We start from the raw sequence: 18287 nt of genomic DNA, 5'->3' as shown, positions 1-18287 counted from the left end.
GCGTCACCGGTAGGTGAGCGTCTCGCCCTCGAGGTGCGGGTGCTCGTTGAAGGTCAGCAGCCGCGCGCCGGTCGACCCGACCAGGACGCGGGACATCGAGGAGTTCACGACCACGGTGTTGAAGCGGCTCCACAGCCGCGCATAGGTCGCGGGGTCCGCGCCGTCCGGGTCGACCAGCGCCGCGCACGCGGCCGCGATCGGGCCGCCCGAGCTCACCACGACGACCGTGCCACCCGGTCCCGCGCCGGTGCACGCCCGGTCGAGCGCGGCTCGCACGCGGTGGACGAAGCCGGGCCAGGACTCGGGGTACTCCGCGTCGTACCGACCGCCCGTCCAACGCTGGGTCGCGAGCTCGAAGACCCGCTGGAACTCCCGCCGGTCCAGCTCGCCCTCGGGATGGTCGGGGTACGCCGCCACCACGCCCAGGTGGTCGAACTCGTCCCAGCCGACGTCCAGCTCGACCGCCGGCCCCCAGCCCGCGGCGGTCGCCACGGCCTCGGCGGTCTCCCGCTGCCGCCGCATCCCGCCGCTGAGCACCGCCGTCGGGACCACCTTGCGCTCGGCGAGCCAGGCGCCGAGCAGCCGGCCCTGCTCCCAGCCGGTCTCGGACAGCACGTCGTAGTCGTCCGCACCGAACGACGCCTGGCCGTGACGGACCAGCAGCACCACACCCATGGGCGTCAACCTAGACGTTGACCCCATCGGGCTCCGCGGGCGGCCCAGTGGCTAGGACAGCCCGAGGATGGTGCCGTCGTCGGCGAGGTCGATCCGCGCCGCGGCCGGGCGGGTGGGCAGGCCGGGCATCGTCATCATGTCGCCGCAGATCACCACCACGAAGCCGGCTCCGGCCGACAGCCGGACCTCGCGGACCCGGAGCTCGTGGCCGGTGGGCGCGCCGAGGAGGCCGGGATCGGTCGAGAACGAGTACTGCGTCTTCGCCACGCAGACCGGCAGCGCGCCATACCCGTCCCGCTCGATGCGCGCCAGCCGCTTGCGCGCCTTGCCGTCCCAGGTGACCTGCCCGGCGCCGTACACCCGGGTCGCGACCGCCTCGACCTTCTCGATCAGCGACAGCTCGTCGGGGTAGGTGAAGGAGAACTCGTGGGGCGACGGCTCGTCGAGCGCGTTCAGCACGCCCTTGGCGAGGTCCTGCGCCCCGATGCCGCCATCGGTGAAGTGCGTCGCCTGATAGGCGGGGACGCCGTACGACGCGGCGAGCTCGACGACCTTGATCACCTCGAGGTCGGTGTCCGTGGGGAACCGGTTGACCGCGACCACGCACGGGACGCCGTTCACGTGCCGCAGGTTGTCCAGGTGGCGGCGCAGGTTCTCCATCCCGGCCTCGACGGCGCCGAGGTCCTCGCGGTCGAGGTCCGCGAGCGCCACGCCGCCGTGGTACTTCAGCGCCCGCACCGTCGCGACGACGACGGCGACGTCGGGCCGCAGCCCGGACATCCGGCACTTGATGTCGACGAACTTCTCGGCGCCGAGGTCGGCCCCGAAGCCCGCCTCGGTGACGACGTAGTCGGCCAGCCGCAGGCCGGCCCGGGTGGCCATCACCGAGCTGCAGCCGTGGGCGATGTTCGCGAACGGTCCACCGTGGACGAACGCCGGTGCGCCCTCGAGGGTCTGCACCAGGTTCGGCGCGATCGCGTCGCGGAGCAGCACCGCCATCGCGCCGTCGGCGCCGAGGTCGCGCGCCGTCACCGGCGTGCCCGCGCGGGAGTAGCCGATGACGATGTCGCCGATGCGGCGCTTCAGGTCGGCCCAGGACTCGGTGAGGCAGAAGATCGCCATCAGCTCCGACGCGACCACGATGTCGAAGCCGTCCTCGCGGGGGAACCCGTTCGACGGGCCGCCGAGCCCGACGACCACCTCGCGCAGGGCGCGGTCGTTGGTGTCGAGCACCCGCTTCCAGGTCACGCTCCGCACGTCGATGTCGAGCTCGTTGCCGTGGTGCACGTGGTTGTCGATCAGCGCGGCCAGCAGGTTGTCGGCCGCGGCGATCGCGGCGAAGTCGCCGGTGAAGTGCAGGTTGATGTCGGTCATCGGCACCACCTGGCTGTAGCCGCCGCCGGCGGCGCCGCCCTTGAGCCCGAAGACGGGGCCCATCGACGGCTCCCGCAGGCAGGCGACGGCCCGCTTGCCCAGCCCGTGCAGCGCGTCGGTGAGGCCGACCGACGTGGTCGTCTTGCCCTCGCCCGGCGGGGTCGGCGACAGCGCGGTCACCAGGATCAGGCGGCCCAGCGGCCGGTCGGCGAGCGAGTTCAGGTAGGTGATGTCGACCTTCGCCTTGTGATGGCCGTACGGCACCAGGTGCTCGGCCGCGATGCCGAGAGACTCGGCCGCTACCTCGGTGATCGGCCGCAGCGTGGCGGCCCCGGCGATCTCGATGTCGGACAGCACCGTCGAGCACTCCTTCGTGCGCCGGTCCGGTCCATCCCGGGCCGCTTCAAAAACGCTAGCCCGATCGCCGTCCTCGGGTAGATGAATCGGCACGGAACCGGCCACTGTGGCGAGCGTCTCACCACAGCGGCCGCAGCCGTCGGGTCAGGCCGGGAAGGAGCCGTTCGACGCGGCGAGGTCGCGCAGGTACGCCGTGGGGCGGAACCGCTCGCCGTACTTCTCGGCCAGCTCGTCGGCGCGGGCCACGAACGCGCCGAGGCCGACCTGGCCGGCAGTGTTCTGGTAGCCCTGCATGAACTGGGCCGCGCCGCCGGTCATCGCCGGGAAGCCGATGCCCATGATCGAGCCGATGTTCGCGGCGGCCGCGGACTCGAGCACGCCCTCCTCGAAGCACTTCGCGGTCTCGAGCGCCTCGATGAACAGCATCCGGTCCTTCATGTCCTGCAGCGGGATCTGCTCCTCGCTGCGCGGGAACGCCTCCGCGAGGCCCGCCCAGACGCCCTGCCGCCGGCCGGACTCGTCGTACTCGTAGAAGCCGGCGCCCTTGAGCCGCGACGGGCGGCCGAGCTCGATCATCTTCGCGACCACCTGCTCACCGCCCGAGGACTCCCAGGTGCGGCCCTCGCGCTCGGCCGCGTCGGCGTTCGCCTTCTGGATCTTGGCCATCAGCTCCATGTTGAGCTCGTCGGTCAGCTGCAGCGGCCCGACCGGGTAGCCGGCCTGGGTGCCCGCGCGCTCGATCGAGACCGGGTGCAGGCCCTCGCCGACCATCGCCAGGCCCTCCATCACCTGGGTGCCGATCACCCGCGAGGTGTAGAAGCCGCGGCTGTCGTTGACGACGATCGGGGTCTTGCGGATCTGCTGGACCACGTCGTACGCCTTGGCGAGCGTGACGTCGGAGGTCTCCGCGCCCCTGATGATCTCGACCAGCGGCATCTTGTCGACGGGGCTGAAGAAGTGCAGGCCGATGAAGTCGGCCGGCCGGTCGACGCCGGCGGCCAGCTCGGTGATCGGCAGCGTCGAGGTGTTGGAGCACAGCAGCGCGTCGTCGTCGACGTACGGCGCGATCTCGGCGAAGACCTGCTGCTTGAGCGACGGGTCCTCGAAGACGGCCTCGATCACCAGGTCGCAGCCGGCCAGGTCCGCGGCGTCCGCGGTGGCGGTGATCCGGCCGAGCAGCTCGGCCTTCTTCTCCTCCGTGCTGCGGCCCTTCGCGATCGCCTTGTCGAGCAGCTTGGCGGAGTAGGACTTGCCCTTCTCGGCGCTCTCGGCGGCGACGTCCTTGAGCACGACCTCCATGCCGGCGCGGGCGCAGGAGTAGGCGATGCCGGCGCCCATCATGCCGGCGCCGAGGACGCCGACCTTGACCGCGCGGTACGGCGGGATCCCCTGCGGGCGCAGCGATCCGGAGTTGATCGCCTGCAGGTCGAAGAAGAACGCCTGGATCATGTTCTTCGAGCCCTGGTTGACGATCAGGTTGGTCAGGTAGCGCGACTCGATCCGCGAGGCGGTGTCGAAGTCGACCAGCGCACCCTCGACTGCCGCCGACAGGATCGCCCGCGGGGCCGGGTAGACGGCACCCTTGGTCTGCTTGCGCAGCAGCGCCGGGAAGGCCGGCAGGAACCCGGCCAGCGCCGGGGACGTCGGCGAGCCGCCGGGCATCTTGTAGCCGGGCTTGTCCCAGGGGTTCTGGCTCTCCTCCGGGTTGGCCTTGATCCAGGCCTTCGCGGCGGGGACCAGCTCCTCACGGGTGGCGACCAGCTCGTCGACCAGACCCTTGTCCTTCGCGGCCGACGGCTTGAACTGGGTGCCGGTGAGCAGCACGTCCATCAGGCCGGACTGGAGGCCGAGCAGCCGCACGATGCGGGTGACGCCGCCACCGCCGGGCAGCAGCCCCAGCGTGGACTCGGGCAGGCCGAGCTTGACCGAGTCGTCGTCGACCGCGATCCGGTGGTTGGTGGCCAGGCAGATCTCGAAGCCGCCGCCGAGCGCGGCGCCGTTGATCGCCGCGACGACCGGGCGGGGGAACTGCTCGAGCCGGCGCAGGCCGGCCTTGACGGCCTCGCCCATCGCGAAGACGTCGGCCGCATCGGCCTTGGTCGCCTGGACCATGTTCTTGAGGTTGCCGCCGGCGAAGAAGGTCTTCTTCGCGCTGGCGACCACGACTCCCGTCACCGGGTTGTCGGAGTCCACCTCGTCGTACAGCCGCTGGACCGCCGCGGCCATCGACTCGAGGTACAGCTCGTTCATGGTGTTCGCGCTCGACGTCGGGTCGTCGAGGGTGAGGGTGACGATGCCGTCGGCGTCCTTGTCGTAGCGGACGGCGGTCTGCTGCTCGGTGCTGCTGGTGCTCATGGAAGTCCTGTTCTGAACACGGTGGTTGAGGTGCGCGGCGCGGTGGCGCCCGGCCTCGAAACCACCAGAGGAAGGAGGGTTCTCAGACGATCTCGACGATGGTGGCGATGCCCATGCCGCCGCCGACGCAGAGCGAGGCGAGGCCGCGGCGCAGGTCGCGGCGCTGGAGCTCGTCGACCAGGGTGCCGAGGATCATCGCGCCAGTGGCACCGAGCGGGTGGCCCATGGCGATGGCACCGCCGTTGACGTTGGTGATCTCGTGGCTGATGCCGAGGTCGCGCATGAACCGCATCGCGACGGCGGCGAAGGCCTCGTTGATCTCGAACAGGTCGATGTCCTCGACCTCGAGGCCGGCGCGGGCCAGCGCCTTGCGGGCGGCCGGGGCGGGGCCGGTGAGCATGATCGTGGGGTCGGCGCCGGAGACCGCTGCCGAGACGATCCGGGCCCGCGGGGTGAGGCCGAGCTCGGCCCCAATCTCCTCGGTGCCGATCGCGACCAGCGAGGCGCCGTCGACGATGCCCGAGGAGTTGCCGGCGTGGTGGACGTGGTCGATCCGCTCGACCCAGTGGTACCTCTCCAGCGCGACGTCGTCGAAGCCCGCCTGGGCGCCGATGTCGGCGAAGCTCGGCTTCAGGCCGGCCAGGCCCTCGGCGGTGGTGCCGGGGCGGATCGTCTCGTCGTGGTCGAGCACGACCAGGCCGTTCTGGTCGCGGACCGGGATCACCGCGCCGCTGAAGTAGCCGTTGGCCCAGGCCTTCGCGGCCCGGTGGTGCGACTCGGCGGCGTACGCGTCCACGTCGTCGCGGGTCCAGCCCTCGATCGTGGCGATCAGGTCGGCGCCGATGCCCTGGGGCACGAAGCCGGTCTGCAGCGCGGTGGCCGGGTCGGAGGCCCAGGCGCCGCCGTCGGAGCCCATCGGCACCCGGCTCATCGACTCCACACCGCCGGCGAGGATCAGGTCCTCGAAGCCGCCGCGGACGCGGGAGGCCGCCTGGTTGACCGCGTCCAGGCCGGAGGCGCAGAAGCGGTTGAGCTGCACGCCGGCGACCGTCTCGGGGTAGCCGGCCTTGAGCGCGGCGGTCTTCGCGATGTCGCCGCCCTGCTCGCCGATGGGAGTGACCACGCCGAGGACCACGTCGTCGACGCGCGCGGGGTCGAGGGAGGGGTTGCGCTCCTTGACCTCGTCGAGAAGCCCGACGATCAGGTCCACGGGCTTCACCTCGTGGAGGGAGCCGACCTTCTTGCCCTTGCCGCGGGGCGTGCGGATGTGGTCGTACAGGAATGCCTCAGCCATGCCTCGATTGTGACACTATTACTGTCACCGTCAAGATCGAGCCCTGTGAGGAGGGTCATGGACGAGAGCGTCGCGCCGGTCGAGTCGGTCCGTGGACTGCTGACCCTCGACGAGCTGACCAACCGGGTCGGCATGAGCGTGCGCAACATCCGCTTCTACACCACCAAGGGCCTGGTGCCGCCGCCGATCCGGCGCGGCCGGTCGGGCTACTACAGCCCCGACCACGTGGCGCGCCTCGAGCTGGTCCAGGAGCTGCAGGCGCACGGTTTCACGCTGTCCGCGATCGAGAAGTACCTCGCCGGGATCCCGGCGGACGCCTCCCCCGAGGACATCGCGCTGCACCGCACGATGCTCGCCCCGTGGCAGGCCGACCTGCCCGTGGAGATGTCGCGCGCCGAGCTCGAGCGGCGCACCGGCCGCTCGCTCAGCGAGGAGGACCTGGCCACGCTCGCGGCCCTCGGGATCGCGTTCCGCACCAAGCGCGGCCGCTACGAGGTCGCCGTCTCGCAGCTCTCGGTCGGCCTCGGGCTCCTCGACCTCGGCTTCCCGATGGAGGCCGCGATCGCGGCCGGGGAGGTGTACGCCGACCACGGCCGCCGGATCGCCAAGGAGCTCAACGAGCTGTTCCGGACCATGGTGTGGCCGGTCTACAAGGAGTCCGGCGCGCCGCCGGAGCAGCTGCGCAGCGTCGTCGAGCGGCTCAAGCCGCTGTCGATCGCCAGCCTGGTCTCGGCGTACGAGGCCGCGATGGACGAGACCCGGCGCGAGGAGATCGCGGCGCGGAGCCGGCGTACCCGGCCCGCGAAGGACCGTGCGCAGGATTGAACGGCACCCGGACCGGCCACTGAGAGGCATGACCGAGCCGTGCACCGTCCTCGTCACCGGCGCGACCGGGTTCATCGGCAGCCGACTGGTGCCCGAGCTGGCGGCCGCCGGTCACCGCGTCCGCGCGATGACCCGGCGCCCCGAGGCGTACGAGGGGCCGGGCGAGCCCGTCGCCGGCGACGTCAGCGACCCGGGGACCCTCGCCGCGCCGCTCGAGGGCGTGGACGTCGCCGTCTACCTGGTGCACTCGCTCGACGACGACGACTTCGAGCGCAAGGACGCCGACGCGGCCCGGGCCTTCGGGCTGGCCGCCGCCGCGAGCGGCACCCGCCAGATCGTGTACCTCGGCGGCCTCGGCAAGGACGACCTGTCGGCCCACCTGCGCTCGCGGCGCGAGGTCGAGCGGCTGCTCGGGGAGTCGGGGGTGCCGGTCACCGTGCTGCGCGCCGCGATCGTGGTCGGTGCCGGCGGGATCTCCTGGGAGATGACCCGCCAGCTGGTGAAGAACCTGCCTGCGATGGTGGTGCCCCGCTGGGCCGCGACCCGCACCCAGCCGATCGCGCTGGACGACGTCGTGCGCTACCTGGCCGGCGTGGTCGGCAACGAGGAGGCGTACGACCGGGCCTTCGAGATCGGCGGGCCCGACCAGCTCAGCTACGTCGAGATGCTCCAGCAGGCGGCCGAGGTGATCTCGGGCAGCCGCGTCCCGATCCTGACCGTGCCGGTGCTGACGCCCAGGCTGTCGTCGTACTGGATCTCGTTCGTCACCAACGTCGACGCCACCACCGGCCGCAACCTGATCGACTCGATGGGCACCGAGGTGATCGTCACCGACCACGCCATCCGGGACCTGGTCCCCGGCGAGCCGATCACCTACCGCGAGGCCGTCCGGCGCGCGCTCGCCGACTCCTCGGCCGGGTAGCCGCCGCCGGGCTCGGACCTCGGGGGCTCCCGGTCGACCCCGCCCGGACTGTTCGGGCAAAGCCTGCGCTTCTCGGCCGAAGTTTCGGCCGAACAGTGCTGGTTTCCCCGGGTACCCGGGGAAACCGTCGCGGGCCCGGGCGTCTGGCTGCTGACTCGTCAGAACAGGGCGGGGAGCGCGAAGAGCATGGTGAGCGACCAGGAGCAGTGGGTGAGGATCGGGGCCAGGATGCCGCCCGAGGCGCGGCGCTCCAGGCCGACGAGAGCGCCCAGCAGCAGCGCGGCGAAGGCCAGCATCACGTTGCCGGTCGCGAGGGTGGCCACGGCGTAGGCGATCGTCGTCAGGACGACCGGGTGCCGTGGGATCGCGGCGTACGCCGCCCCGCGGAAGAACAGCTCCTCCGCGACGCCGTTGACGGCCGTGACCAGCACCAGGAGCGGCCACGAGCCCTGGTCGGCGTGGTCGACCACCGAGCGGACCTGGTCGTCGAGGAGCGGCACCTGCCGCACCACCAGTGCACCGACCACGAAGACCCCGGCCAGGGCGAGGCCGAGCACGACCGGGGTGAGCACCGGGCGCCGGCCGGCGCTGCCCGGAGTGGCGGCCGTGCCGGTGCCGAGCCGGCCGAGATGGAGCGGGCCGGAGGCGAACGCGCCCACGGCCCACACCGCGGCCAGGCCGAGCGTCGCGGGGTAGAACCACGCGCTGCCGGGGTCGATGCGCAGCGACAGCCCGAGCACGATGCCGCCGAGCACCACGAAGCCGGCGGTCACCAGCTGTCGGTGCCGCAGCGCTGCGGGGGTCGCCCGGTGGTCGCGCGGGACCCGGTCCCACAGCGCGCGGCGCAGCCAGGTCAGCACTGTCGTCTCACCCCTTCCGGAGAGGGAGTCCCCAACAGCGGGGACTCCCTCACCCGAGGGCGCCGAGCCTGACGAACGGCCCGAGCCTGCGAGCAGCCCGAGCCTACGAGCAGCCGGAGCCTACGAACGCCCGGAGCTGAACGACGCGGCGCTGTGCCGCCCGTTCCCGCCCGAGGACGCCGACGGACCACCCGACCGGCGTCGCGAGCCGTTGCCGCCGCCCGAGCCGCCGGAGCCGCCCGACCTGCCCGAGCCGCCCGAGCCGCCCGACCTGCCGGAGCCGCCCGACCTGCCGGAGCCGCCCGACTTGCCCGACGAGGCCGATCCGGCGGACGCAGCCGAGGAGCTCGGTCCTCCGCGCCGGCCGCGGGCGCGGTTGCGGCCGCCGCCGGGGCGGCCCGAGCCCTCGGGCCGCGAGCCACGACCGGCCCGGCCGGCCGCGGGTGCGGGCGCCTCGACGACCAGGCCGCCGGGGACCAGGACGCGCTCGCCCGGGGCGAGCTGGACCAGGAGCGGATGGCTCGCGCCGTTGATCCGCGTGGTGGTCGGCTTGATGCCCGCCGCGCGGGTCAGGTCGCGCACGTCGCGCACCTGGTCGTCGGTCATCAACGTGATGACCGTGCCCCGCGCGCCCGCACGAGCGGTGCGCCCGGAGCGGTGCAGGTAGGCCTTGTGCTCGACCGGCGGGTCGGCGTGCACCACGAGGGCGACGTCGTCGACGTGGATGCCGCGCGCGGCGATGTCGGTGGCGACCAGCGTGGTGGCGCGGCCGGAGTGGAACGCGTCCATGTTGCGGGTCCGTGCGCCCTGGCTGAGGTTGCCGTGGAGCTCGACCGCCGGCACACCCGACTTGTTGAGCTGCTTGGCCAGGCTCTTGGCGCCGTACTTGGTGCGGGTGAAGACCACGGTGCGACCCGGCGCGCTGGTCAGGTCGACCAGCACCGGCACCCGGTGCTCACGTCCGACGTGCAGCACGTGGTGGTCCATCGAGGCGACCGGCGACTGCGCCGAGTCGGCCTGGTGGGTCACCGGGCTGTGCAGGAAGCGCTTGACGATCACGTCGATCGCCTTGTCCAGCGTGGCCGAGAACAGCAGCCGCTGGCCGTTGCCGGGTGTGCGGTCCATGATCCGGCGGACACCGGGCAGGAAGCCGAGGTCGGCCATGTGGTCGGCCTCGTCGAGGATCGTGATCTCGACCTGGCTGAGGTCGCAGTGACCCTGGCCGATGAGGTCCTCGAGACGGCCGGGGCAGGCCAGGACGATGTCGACGCCCTTGCGCAGACCGGTGACCTGGGGTCCCTGGCCGACGCCGCCGAAGACGGTCTGGGTGGTGAGGCCAGAGGTGCGGGCCAGGGGCTTGAGCGCCTCCTCGATCTGGTTCACGAGCTCACGGGTCGGGGCCAGGATCAGCGACCGCGGCTTGCGGGACTGGGCCGGCCGGCCGGACGCGGTGAGACGCGCGACGAGCGGGAGGAGGAAGGCGTAGGTCTTGCCGGAGCCGGTGCGGCCCCGGCCCAGGACGTCGCGGCCCGCGAGCGAGTCGGGGAGCGTGGCGGCCTGGATGGGAGTGGGCTGGGTGATGCCGAGGTCGCTGAGGACGGCGGCGAGGCTCGCGGGGACGCCGAGATCGGCGAAGCCCGCAGCGGAGACTGCAGAGGACAAGGGAGAACTACTCACTGTTGGCGTGTCTCGCCAGGTGGATCCCGAGAGGGAGTGGCGCAGCGCAGAGATGGCCGCGCATAGCCCGAGGCAAGACGGAACGGGCTGCGTCGCCAGTATAGGGGACGCAGCCCGTCCGTCGTGCATCGTCGGTCCGCCGGGGCGGCCCGGGTGCTACTTGGTGAGGCCGTCCTTGACGTCCTTCGCGGCGTCCTTGACGTGCTCGCCGGCGTTCTTGACCTTGCCCTCGGCCTGGTCGGCCTTGCCCTCCGCCTCCAGGTCGCGGTCGCCCGTGGCCCGGCCGGTGGACTCCTTGACCTGACCGCCGGTCTCCTCGAGCTTGTGCTTGGCCTTGTCACCGATGCCCATGGCTGGCTCCTTCGTGTCGACTGGACTCAGGAGGTCGGTGTCCGATCCGAGGCTCAACGAAACGTCAGGACGCCGTCGTCGATCCGGTCGTGGTTGATCGAACGCACGTCGCGCAGGTAGTTCTGCCGCAGCTTCCACGGCTCGCGATCGCCCTGCTTGGGCAGCTCGTCGAGCGCCCGGAGGATGTAGCCGGAGCTGAAGTCGATCAGCCGCTGCTCGCCGACCGACGGGTCGCGCGGCGCGACGGCCCGCCGTACGCCGTGCTCGTCGAGGTAGGTCAGCAGCCGGCACACGAAGTCGGCGACCAGGTCCGCCTTGAGCGTCCAGGAGGCGTTGGTGTAGCCGATCGTGAACACGAAGTTCGGGACGTCGCTGAGCATCAGCGCCTTGTAGGTCATGGTGTCCTGCATCTTCACGGGCACCCCGTCGACGACCAGCTCGACGCCGCCCATCGCCTTGAGCGTCAGGCCGGTGGCGGTCACGACGACGTCGGCCTCGAGCTCCTCGCCGGAGCGCAGCCGGATCCCGGTCTCGGTGAAGGTGTCGATGTGGTCGGTGACCACCGAGGCCCGGCCGGCGCGCATCGCCCGGAACAGGTCGCCGTCGGGGACGAAGCACAGCCGCTGGTCCCAGGGGTTGTAGGCAGGCTTGAAGTGCACGTCGACGTCGACGCCGGCGGGCAGCTGCTTCGCGGTCATCTTGCGGACCAGGCTCTTCACCAGCTCGGGGCGCCGCTGCGCGAGCTGGTACGTCGCGACCGCGAGCAGGATCGCCTTCCACCGCACGATCGGGTAGCTGACGCGCGGGGGCAGCCGGCGCAGCCGGGTGGCGAGCGGGTCGCGGCCGGGCAGCGAGAGGATGTAGGTCGGGGAGCGCTGGAGCATGGTGACGTGGCCGGCGCCGGCCTCGGCCATCGCCGGGACCAGGGTCACCGCAGTCGCGCCGGAGCCGACGACGACGACCCTCTTGCCCGCGTAGTCGAGGTCGTCGGGCCAGTGCTGGGGATGCACGACCGGGCCACGGAACCGCTCCTGGCCGGGCAGCTCCGGGGAGAACCCCTGGTCGTAGTCGTAGTAGCCGCCGCAGGCCCAGAGCAGGCTGGTCGTGACCGTGAGGATCTCGCCGTCGTGGTCGACCTCGACGGTCCAGAGGTCGGTCGCGGAGTCCCAGCTCGCGCTGACGACCCGGTGCCGGTAGCGGATCAGCTCGTCGACGGCGTACTCCCGCGCGACCGTGCGCAGGTACTCCAGGATCGAGGCACCGTCGGCGAGCGCGGTGTCGCCGGGCCACGGGCGCCACTTGAAGCCGAACGTGAACATGTCGGAGTCCGAGCGGATGCCGGGGTAGCGGAACAGGTCCCACGTCCCGCCGCTGGCCGCGCGGGCCTCGAGCACGGCGACGCTGCGCTGCGGGTGCTCGGTGCGCAGCCGGCAGGCCGCGCCGATCCCGGACAGCCCGGCGCCGATGATGAGGACGTCCACGTGCTCGCTCATGAGCAGACTCTACTGAATATCTGTCAACGACCGTAGAGCTCGACGAACCGGGACAGCAGCCGCGGCGGGTGCTCGACCGTGCTGCCACGGGCCATCGCCAGCAGGCCGTCGAGCTCGTCGGGCTCGAAGTAGCCGTGGTGGCGGTAGGTCTCGATGCGCAGGGCCAGGCCGTCGCCGTCGAGCTCGGGGTGGAACTGGGTGGCGTAGACGTTGCGGCCCATCCGGAACGCCTGGACCGGGCAGGTCGACGAGGAGGCCAGCAGCTCGGCGCCCACCGGCAGCCGGCTGACCGCCTCCTTGTGTCCGAGGAACGCGTCGAAGTCCGGGGGCATCGCACTCAGCAGCGGGTCGAGCAGGCCGGCCTCGGTCAGGCTGATCCGGCGACTGGAGATCGGCTCGCCGTAGGTCCGGTCGACCAGGCCGCCGCGCAGCCCGCCGAGGACGCCGACGCCGTAGCAGGCGCCCAGGAACGGGAAGTCGGCGTCGAGCACCTGCTCCGCGAGCCGCCGCAGGTCGGCCTCGGCACGCCGCTGCACCGGCGACTTGACGTCCTCCGGGTCGCTGGAGTTGAACGGCCCGCCACCCAGGACGATCCCGGACAGCCCGTCCAGGTCGACCGGGCCGAGCTCGTCGCGCTCGACGCGGACCCGGCGTACGTCGCGCTCCTCGAGCCCGGCGCACCGCAGCACGGCGGCGTACTCGCTGTCCGCGGCCTCGTCCTCCGCGCGCGTGCCCAGGAAGAGGAACGGCTTCATGCGCGCATCATGCCTGGACTCATGCCTGGACTCATGACTGGACCGCGGCGCCGCTCGCGATCAGGGCGTCGACGCCGGTCACGCCCCAGGCCTCGAGGGCCTCGCGGGTGCTCTGCCCGGCGTCCTCGGCGCTGCGGCCGAGGGTGGCCGCCGTGCGCGAGAAGCGCGGCGCGGGCGCGGGCTGGAGGTAGCCGTCGTGCTCGACGAGGACACCGCGTGCCCTCATGTGCGGGTGCTGCGCCGCCTCGGTGAGCGGGATGATGCCGGCCACGCAGGCTTCGGTGCCCTCGAAGACCTGGACCCACTCGGCCTGGGTGCGGGTCCGGAACCGGTCGGCGATCAGCGCGCGCAGCGCGCCCGCCTGCTCGGGGTCGTAGCGGTCGGGGGCTTCGTCCGCGATCCCGAGCAGCCGCACGAGCTCGTCGTAGAACTGGGGCTCCAGGGCACCGACGGACATGTGCTTGCCGTCGGCGGTCTCGTAGATGTCGTAGTAGGGGACGCCGCCGTCGAGGAGGTTGGCGACCCGCTCCTCCTTGAAGGTGCCGGTGGCCAGGAAGGCGGCGGTCATCGTGTTGAGGTGGGTGGTGCCGTCGACGATCGCGGCGTCGACCACCTGGCCCCGGCCGGAGGTGTGCGCCTCGAGGAGCGCGGCGAGGATCCCGATGACGAGGTACGTCGAGCCGCCGCCGAAGTCGCCGAGCAGGTTGGCCGGGAAGTGCGGCCGGGCCTTGTCCTGGCCCAGGCCGTGCAGCGCGCCGGTGATCGAGATGTAGTTCATGTCGTGGCCGGCGACCTGCGCGAACGGCCCGTCCTGCCCCCACCCCGTCATCCGGCCGTAGACCAGCCGCGGGTTGCGCTCGTGGCACACCTCGGGCCCGAAGCCGAGCCGCTCGGCGACCCCGGGGCGCATCCCCTCGACGAGCACGTCGGCCTGCGCCACGAGCTCGAGCACGGTCCCGATCGCGTCCGGGTGCTTGAGGTCCAGCGCCACGCTCGGGCGCCCCCGGTTGAGCAGCATCTGCGGTCCGCCGCCGGCCAGCAGCTGCCCGCCGGGCCGCTCGACCCGGATCACGTCCGCGCCCAGGTCGGCCAGCGTCATGCACGCGTGCGGCCCCGGCCCGATGCCCGCGATCTCGACGACCTTCACGCCCTTGAGGGGCCCGGTGCCCTGGCCCAGCTCGATGCTCATGCGGGCGATTGTGACAGAGGTGCTGTCACGGTCGTCGAGGCTCGTCCCCAGGTACGACGGGGGCCGGTGGTGACCGTGCGTCCCGGCGACCACCATGCAGGCATGGAGCCGACCCCCGATCCGAGCCCGCCGCGCGGGCTGGACGCCGCCGCCCTCGCGCGGTTGCTCGGCGACCAGTCGGGCGTGGTCTCCCGAGCCCAGCTCTGCTGGCCCAGCACGGCTGGACGGGCAGCCCGAGACGCTGCGGCCCGGACTGCCGGCTGTCACCTCCCGGCGCCGCCGACTCGAGCTGGAGTCCGTGACGCACCTGGTGCGTCACGGACTCCACCTTGTCCGGGCTCCGGGACGTCAGCCGGGCAGCACCCGGCGCAGGAAGTGCCGGGTGCGCTCCTCGCGGGGGTTGCTGAAGATCTCGGCCGGCGGGCCCTGCTCGAGGATCCGGCCCTGGTCGAGGAAGCAGACCGTGGTGGCGACGTCGCGGGCGAAGGCCATCTCGTGGGTGGCGAGCACCATGGTCATCCCGCGCTCGGCCTCGGCGCGGACGATCTCGAGCACCTCGCCGACCAGCTCGGGGTCGAGCGCCGCGGTGATCTCGTCGAGCAGCAGCAGCGTCGGGTGCGTGCACAGCGCGCGGACCAGGGCGGCGCGCTGCTGCTGGCCACCGGAGAGCTTGTCGGGGTGCTTCGCGGCCTGGTCGGCCAGCCCGAAGCGCTCGAGCAGCTCCTGCGCTCGCGCCTCCGCCTCGGCGCGGCGTACGCCGTGCACCTGGCGCGGCGCGAGCGTGCAGTTGTCCAGCACGGTCAGGTGCGGGAACAGGTTGTAGGCCTGGAAGACCATGCCGATCCGCTTGCGGACCGCCCGCGCGTCGACGCGCGGGTCGGAGATCTCCGCGTCCTCGAACCGGATCACGCCGTCGTCGATGTCCTCGAGCAGGTTCAGGCAGCGCAGCAGCGTGGACTTGCCGGACCCGGACGAGCCGATCAGGCAGATCACGTCGTGGGGCTGCACGGTGAGCGAGACGTCGTCGAGGACGACCTTGTCGCCGTAGGACTTGCGCAGTCCGGTGACCTCGAGCAGCGCGCTCATCGCGACCCCCGCTCCCGCTCCATCATCCGCCGGCCCATCCAGTCGGTGAACCTCGCCAGCGGGATCGTCAGCGCCACGAAGAACGCGGCCGTCACCAGGTACGGCGTGTAGTTGAAGGTGTAGTTGCCGTAGTCCTGGGCCGCGAACAGCGACTCGAAGACGCCGACCGCTCCGACCAGGGCGGTGTCCTTCTGCAGCGACACGAAGTCGTTCATCAGCGGCGGCGTCACGCGCCGCACGCCCTGCGGCAGCACCACGAAGCGCATCGCCTGGGCCCGGCTCAGGCCGAGCGCCTCGGCGCTCGCGACCTGCGAGGGGTGCACCGACTCGATGCCCGCCCGGATCACCTCGGCGACGTAGGCGCCGTACGACAGCACCAGCGCGGCGGTGCCGAGCACGGCGAGGTCGTTCGGGACGCCCTGCAGCCGCAGGGCGGGGATGCCGAACGCGAACAGGAACACCACGAGGATCGTGGGCACGCCGCGGAAGAAGTCGGTGTAGAGCACCGCGAGCACCCGGACCGGGGTCAGCAGCGGCGAGACCGTGCTGCGCACGATCGCTACGGCGCCGCCGAGCAGCAGGATCAGCGGCTCGGCGACCAGGAACATCTTGACGTTGAGCCAGAAGCCCTTCGCGATGTCCGGGAACGCCTCCTTGGCGTGCGGCCAGGACAGGAACGTCTCGCGGAACCGGTCCCATCCCGGCGAGGCGACGATGCCGACCACCAGCAGACCGAGCACCACGACGGTGGCGGCGGTCGCGAGCAGCACGCCGCGGCGCCGGATCGAGCGCCGCGCCCGGGCCCGCTCCTGCTCCCGCTCGCTCGGCGTCCAGCCGACCGCGCTCACTCCAGCACGGGCACGTCGACCGTGTCGGACAGCCACTGCTGCTCGATGCCGGCGAGGGTGCCGTCGCTCTTCAGCGTCGCGAGCGCCTCGTTGACGCAGGTCACCAGCGGGTTGCCCTTCTCGAACAGCAGCCCGAACTGCTCCTGCTCGCCGCTCGCCTGGAACTGGCCGGCCAGGGTGCTGCCGGGGATCTCCACCGCGGTGATGTAGAACGCGGTCGGCAGGTCGGCGACGATCGCGTCGACCTGGCCGTTGAGCAGCGCCTGCTTGGCGGCGTTGGTGTTCTGGAAGACCAGCGGGTCGCTGTCGGGCTGGATCTGGTCGCGGATCGCGGTGAGGCTCGTGGTGCCGGTCTGCGCGCCGAGCTTCAGCGAGCCCAGGTCGGCCAGCGAGGTCGGCGTCGCGCCGTCCTTCTTCAGCGTGATCACCGCCTGGGCAGCCGAGTAGTACCCGTCGGAGAAGTCGACGACCTCGGCGCGCTGCGGCGTGATCGAGATCTGGTTGATGTCGAAGTCGAACTTCTTCGGGCCCGGCGCGTAGGAGTTGTTGAACGGCACCTTGACCCACATCACCTCGTCGGCCGCGAAGCCGAGCTCCTCGGCGACGGCGTACGCGACGGCCGACTCGAAGCCCTGGCCGTTCGAGGGGTCGTTGTCGACGAACCACGGCTCGTACGCCGGGGAGTCGGTGCCGATGGTGAGCATCGGGTGCTCGCTGACCAGCGGGAGGCTCTCCTTCGCGCACTGGTCGGCAGGGGCGCTCGACCCGGCGGCGTCCGAGGCGGCCGGGTCGGAGGCCGTGGTGGACCCGCCGTCCGACTCGGGCGCACACGCGACGGCGGCGAGCAGCAGGGGCAGGGCGGCGATCGCCAGGGATCCACGCAGACGCATGGGTGCAGCGTAGGACCCGGCTCAGGGGTGGCGCTGACCATCGCGCATTTGGTGGACGACCGCGGTGATCGGCGCCGGCGGGATCGGCGTGGACGTGAGCCACCTCCTGACCCACGACCCCGCCGACACCGACGAGGACTGGCGGGCGCACTCGGGCGCCGGCCGGCACCGATGTTGAATGGCGGGGTGATCCGCGACCTCACCGACGACCAGGCCCGCTCGGCGTTCCCGCTCAAGTGGGGCGCGGTCGAGCCCGGCGTGGTGCCGGGCTGGGTCGCGGAGATGGACTACCGGCCGGCCCCGCCGATCGAGGACGCCCTGGTAGCGGCGGTCCGGCAGGGCGCGCTCGGGTACCCGCCGTTCGGCGACGGCGGCCTCGGCGACGCGTTCGCCGGGTTCGCGAAGCGGCACTGGGACTGGTCGGTCCCGGCCGACGCGGTGCTGCCGACCGGCGGCGTGATGGGCGGGGTCCGGCTGGCGCTCGAGGCGCTCTGCCCGCCCGGCCCGGTCGTGGTGCCGCTGCCCTGCTACCCGCCGTTCCGCGACGCGGTCGCGATCACCGGCCGCGAGCTGGTCCCGGTGACCGTCGACCCGGACGCCGACGAGGCGGTGCTCGACCTGGAGGCCGTGGAGGCGGCGTTCGCGGCGGGCGCCCGGACCTTCCTGCTCTGCAACCCGCACAACCCGCTCGGCCGGGCCTGGTCGCGCGAGGAGCTGGCCGCGCTCGCCGGGCTCGCCCGGCGCTACGACGTCCGCGTGGTCTCGGACGAGATCCACGGCCCGCTGGTGCTGCCCGGCGCGACGTTCACGCCGTACCTCACCGTCGACGAGCACGCGGTCGTCGTGACCAGCGCGTCGAAGAGCTTCAACGTCCCCGGGGTGCACGGCGCCCAGCTGGTGCTGCTCGACCCCGCGGACCGGGCGGTGTTCGCCGCGCTGCCGGTGCCGGCGCAGAACAGCTGGTCCCCGCTGGGCATCGTCGCCGGCGTCGCCGCCTGGCGGGACGGCGACGAGTGGCACGCGGCGCTCATCGAGCGGCTGGCGGCGCAGCGCGCGCTGCTCGGCGAGCTGCTGGCCGCCCGGCTCCCCCGGGCCCGGATGCGGCCGCTGGAGGCGACGTACCTCGCCTGGCTCGACCTGCGGGCGTACGGCGTCGCCGACCCGGTCGCCGCCGGGCTCGCGCACGGGGTCCGGCTGGCGCCGGGCAGCGACTACCAGCCCGGGCTGGCCGGGCACGTCCGGCTCAACCTCGCGACGAACGCGGAGCGCTTGGAGCGGATGATCCACCGCCTGGCCACCGCCCTGACCTCCCGCGACTCCTAGGAGTACCTAGACT

The 18287-nt window shown here is 72.4% G+C and carries 16 protein-coding genes; 3 read left to right on the top strand and 13 right to left on the bottom strand.

All coding sequences use genetic code 11. The annotated features are described in order from the left end of the window. Positions 1-3: 3 nt before the first annotated feature. The 4 genes from QMC84_RS12995 to QMC84_RS12980 form a co-directional block, all read right to left on the bottom strand. On the bottom strand, positions 4-675 hold the full coding sequence (locus tag QMC84_RS12995; RefSeq protein ID WP_300375235.1) for a histidine phosphatase family protein: 672 nt from the start codon (positions 673-675) through the stop codon (positions 4-6). A 51-nt stretch (positions 676-726) separates the two neighbouring features. Further along, positions 727-2406, bottom strand: a complete 1680-nt coding sequence (locus QMC84_RS12990; protein ID WP_300375234.1) for a formate--tetrahydrofolate ligase — start codon at positions 2404-2406, stop codon at positions 727-729. 144 nt (positions 2407-2550) lie between these two features. After that, positions 2551-4761, bottom strand: coding sequence for a 3-hydroxyacyl-CoA dehydrogenase NAD-binding domain-containing protein (locus tag QMC84_RS12985; RefSeq protein ID WP_300375233.1), 2211 nt, complete (start codon positions 4759-4761; stop codon positions 2551-2553). A gap of 82 nt (positions 4762-4843) precedes the next feature. Beyond that, on the bottom strand, positions 4844-6055 hold the full coding sequence (locus tag QMC84_RS12980; RefSeq protein ID WP_300375232.1) for an acetyl-CoA C-acetyltransferase: 1212 nt from the start codon (positions 6053-6055) through the stop codon (positions 4844-4846). Between the two features lie 57 nt (positions 6056-6112). Between QMC84_RS12980 and QMC84_RS12975 the strand changes: the two genes are divergently transcribed. Both QMC84_RS12975 and QMC84_RS12970 read left to right on the top strand, forming a co-directional pair. Beyond that, positions 6113-6880, top strand: coding sequence for a MerR family transcriptional regulator (locus QMC84_RS12975; protein WP_300375231.1), 768 nt, complete (start codon positions 6113-6115; stop codon positions 6878-6880). 28 nt (positions 6881-6908) lie between these two features. Then, the gene (locus QMC84_RS12970; protein WP_300375230.1) at positions 6909-7802 is read left to right on the top strand and encodes an NAD(P)H-binding protein; all 894 of its coding nucleotides are present in this window, start codon (positions 6909-6911) and stop codon (positions 7800-7802) included. 158 nt (positions 7803-7960) lie between these two features. Here QMC84_RS12970 and QMC84_RS12965 read toward each other — a convergent pair whose 3' ends face one another. From QMC84_RS12965 to QMC84_RS12925, 9 genes are all read right to left on the bottom strand, one after another. Next, the gene (locus QMC84_RS12965) at positions 7961-8662 is read right to left on the bottom strand and encodes a CPBP family glutamic-type intramembrane protease (RefSeq protein WP_300375229.1); all 702 of its coding nucleotides are present in this window, start codon (positions 8660-8662) and stop codon (positions 7961-7963) included. A gap of 120 nt (positions 8663-8782) precedes the next feature. Beyond that, positions 8783-10324, bottom strand: coding sequence for a DEAD/DEAH box helicase (locus QMC84_RS12960; RefSeq protein ID WP_300375228.1), 1542 nt, complete (start codon positions 10322-10324; stop codon positions 8783-8785). A gap of 171 nt (positions 10325-10495) precedes the next feature. Then, positions 10496-10690 (bottom strand): CsbD family protein, encoded by a 195-nt coding sequence (locus QMC84_RS12955; RefSeq protein WP_300375227.1) that lies wholly within the window; start codon positions 10688-10690, stop codon positions 10496-10498. A 53-nt stretch (positions 10691-10743) separates the two neighbouring features. Continuing rightward, positions 10744-12183: an NAD(P)/FAD-dependent oxidoreductase gene (locus tag QMC84_RS12950; protein ID WP_300375226.1), complete on the bottom strand. Its 1440-nt coding sequence runs from the start codon at positions 12181-12183 to the stop codon at positions 10744-10746. A 23-nt stretch (positions 12184-12206) separates the two neighbouring features. Next, a complete protein-coding gene (locus tag QMC84_RS12945) occupies positions 12207-12938 on the bottom strand; it encodes a glutamine amidotransferase (RefSeq protein ID WP_300375225.1) in 732 nt (243 codons plus the stop codon). A gap of 31 nt (positions 12939-12969) precedes the next feature. Then, complete coding sequence (locus QMC84_RS12940; RefSeq protein WP_300375224.1) at positions 12970-14127, bottom strand: CaiB/BaiF CoA-transferase family protein; 1158 nt, start codon at positions 14125-14127, stop codon at positions 12970-12972. A 348-nt stretch (positions 14128-14475) separates the two neighbouring features. Continuing rightward, positions 14476-15213: an amino acid ABC transporter ATP-binding protein gene (locus QMC84_RS12935; RefSeq protein ID WP_300375223.1), complete on the bottom strand. Its 738-nt coding sequence runs from the start codon at positions 15211-15213 to the stop codon at positions 14476-14478. After that, entirely contained in the window at positions 15210-16061 is an 852-nt protein-coding gene (locus QMC84_RS12930) for an amino acid ABC transporter permease (RefSeq protein ID WP_300375222.1), read from the bottom strand. Before QMC84_RS12930 ends, QMC84_RS12935 begins: the two co-directional genes overlap by 4 nt. Further along, positions 16058-16951, bottom strand: coding sequence for an ABC transporter substrate-binding protein (locus QMC84_RS12925; protein ID WP_300375221.1), 894 nt, complete (start codon positions 16949-16951; stop codon positions 16058-16060). The genes QMC84_RS12930 and QMC84_RS12925 overlap by 4 nt, the downstream gene beginning before the upstream one ends. 186 nt (positions 16952-17137) lie before the next feature. On the opposite strand from QMC84_RS12925, the gene QMC84_RS12920 reads away from it, so the two are divergent. Beyond that, positions 17138-18274 carry an aminotransferase class I/II-fold pyridoxal phosphate-dependent enzyme gene (locus QMC84_RS12920; protein ID WP_300375220.1) on the top strand — a complete coding sequence of 379 codons (1137 nt, stop codon included), beginning with the start codon at positions 17138-17140 and terminating at the stop codon, positions 18272-18274. Positions 18275-18287 lie beyond the last annotated feature (13 nt).

It is taken from the genome of Nocardioides sp., assembly GCF_030019515.1.
GTDB lineage: Bacteria > Actinomycetota > Actinomycetes > Propionibacteriales > Nocardioidaceae > Nocardioides.
The sequence above is the reverse complement of the archived record's forward strand: the minus strand, read 5'-3'. Positions and strand labels throughout refer to the sequence as shown.

Bases quoted from the DNA above. Each gene is read 5' to 3' on its own strand.
- QMC84_RS12975 (WP_300375231.1), top strand. From the start codon at position 6,113: ATGGACGAGAGCGTCGCGCCGGTCGAGTCGGTCCGTGGACTGCTGACC.
- QMC84_RS12925 (WP_300375221.1), bottom strand. From the start codon at position 16,951: ATGCGTCTGCGTGGATCCCTGGCGATCGCCGCCCTGCCCCTGCTGCTC.
- QMC84_RS12955 (WP_300375227.1), bottom strand. From the start codon at position 10,690: ATGGGCATCGGTGACAAGGCCAAGCACAAGCTCGAGGAGACCGGCGGT.
- QMC84_RS12995 (WP_300375235.1), bottom strand. From the start codon at position 675: ATGGGTGTGGTGCTGCTGGTCCGTCACGGCCAGGCGTCGTTCGGTGCG.
- QMC84_RS12980 (WP_300375232.1), bottom strand. From the start codon at position 6,055: ATGGCTGAGGCATTCCTGTACGACCACATCCGCACGCCCCGCGGCAAG.
- QMC84_RS12935 (WP_300375223.1), bottom strand. From the start codon at position 15,213: ATGAGCGCGCTGCTCGAGGTCACCGGACTGCGCAAGTCCTACGGCGAC.
- QMC84_RS12945 (WP_300375225.1), bottom strand. From the start codon at position 12,938: ATGAAGCCGTTCCTCTTCCTGGGCACGCGCGCGGAGGACGAGGCCGCG.
- QMC84_RS12970 (WP_300375230.1), top strand. From the start codon at position 6,909: ATGACCGAGCCGTGCACCGTCCTCGTCACCGGCGCGACCGGGTTCATC.
- QMC84_RS12940 (WP_300375224.1), bottom strand. From the start codon at position 14,127: ATGAGCATCGAGCTGGGCCAGGGCACCGGGCCCCTCAAGGGCGTGAAG.
- QMC84_RS12985 (WP_300375233.1), bottom strand. From the start codon at position 4,761: ATGAGCACCAGCAGCACCGAGCAGCAGACCGCCGTCCGCTACGACAAG.
- QMC84_RS12950 (WP_300375226.1), bottom strand. From the start codon at position 12,183: ATGAGCGAGCACGTGGACGTCCTCATCATCGGCGCCGGGCTGTCCGGG.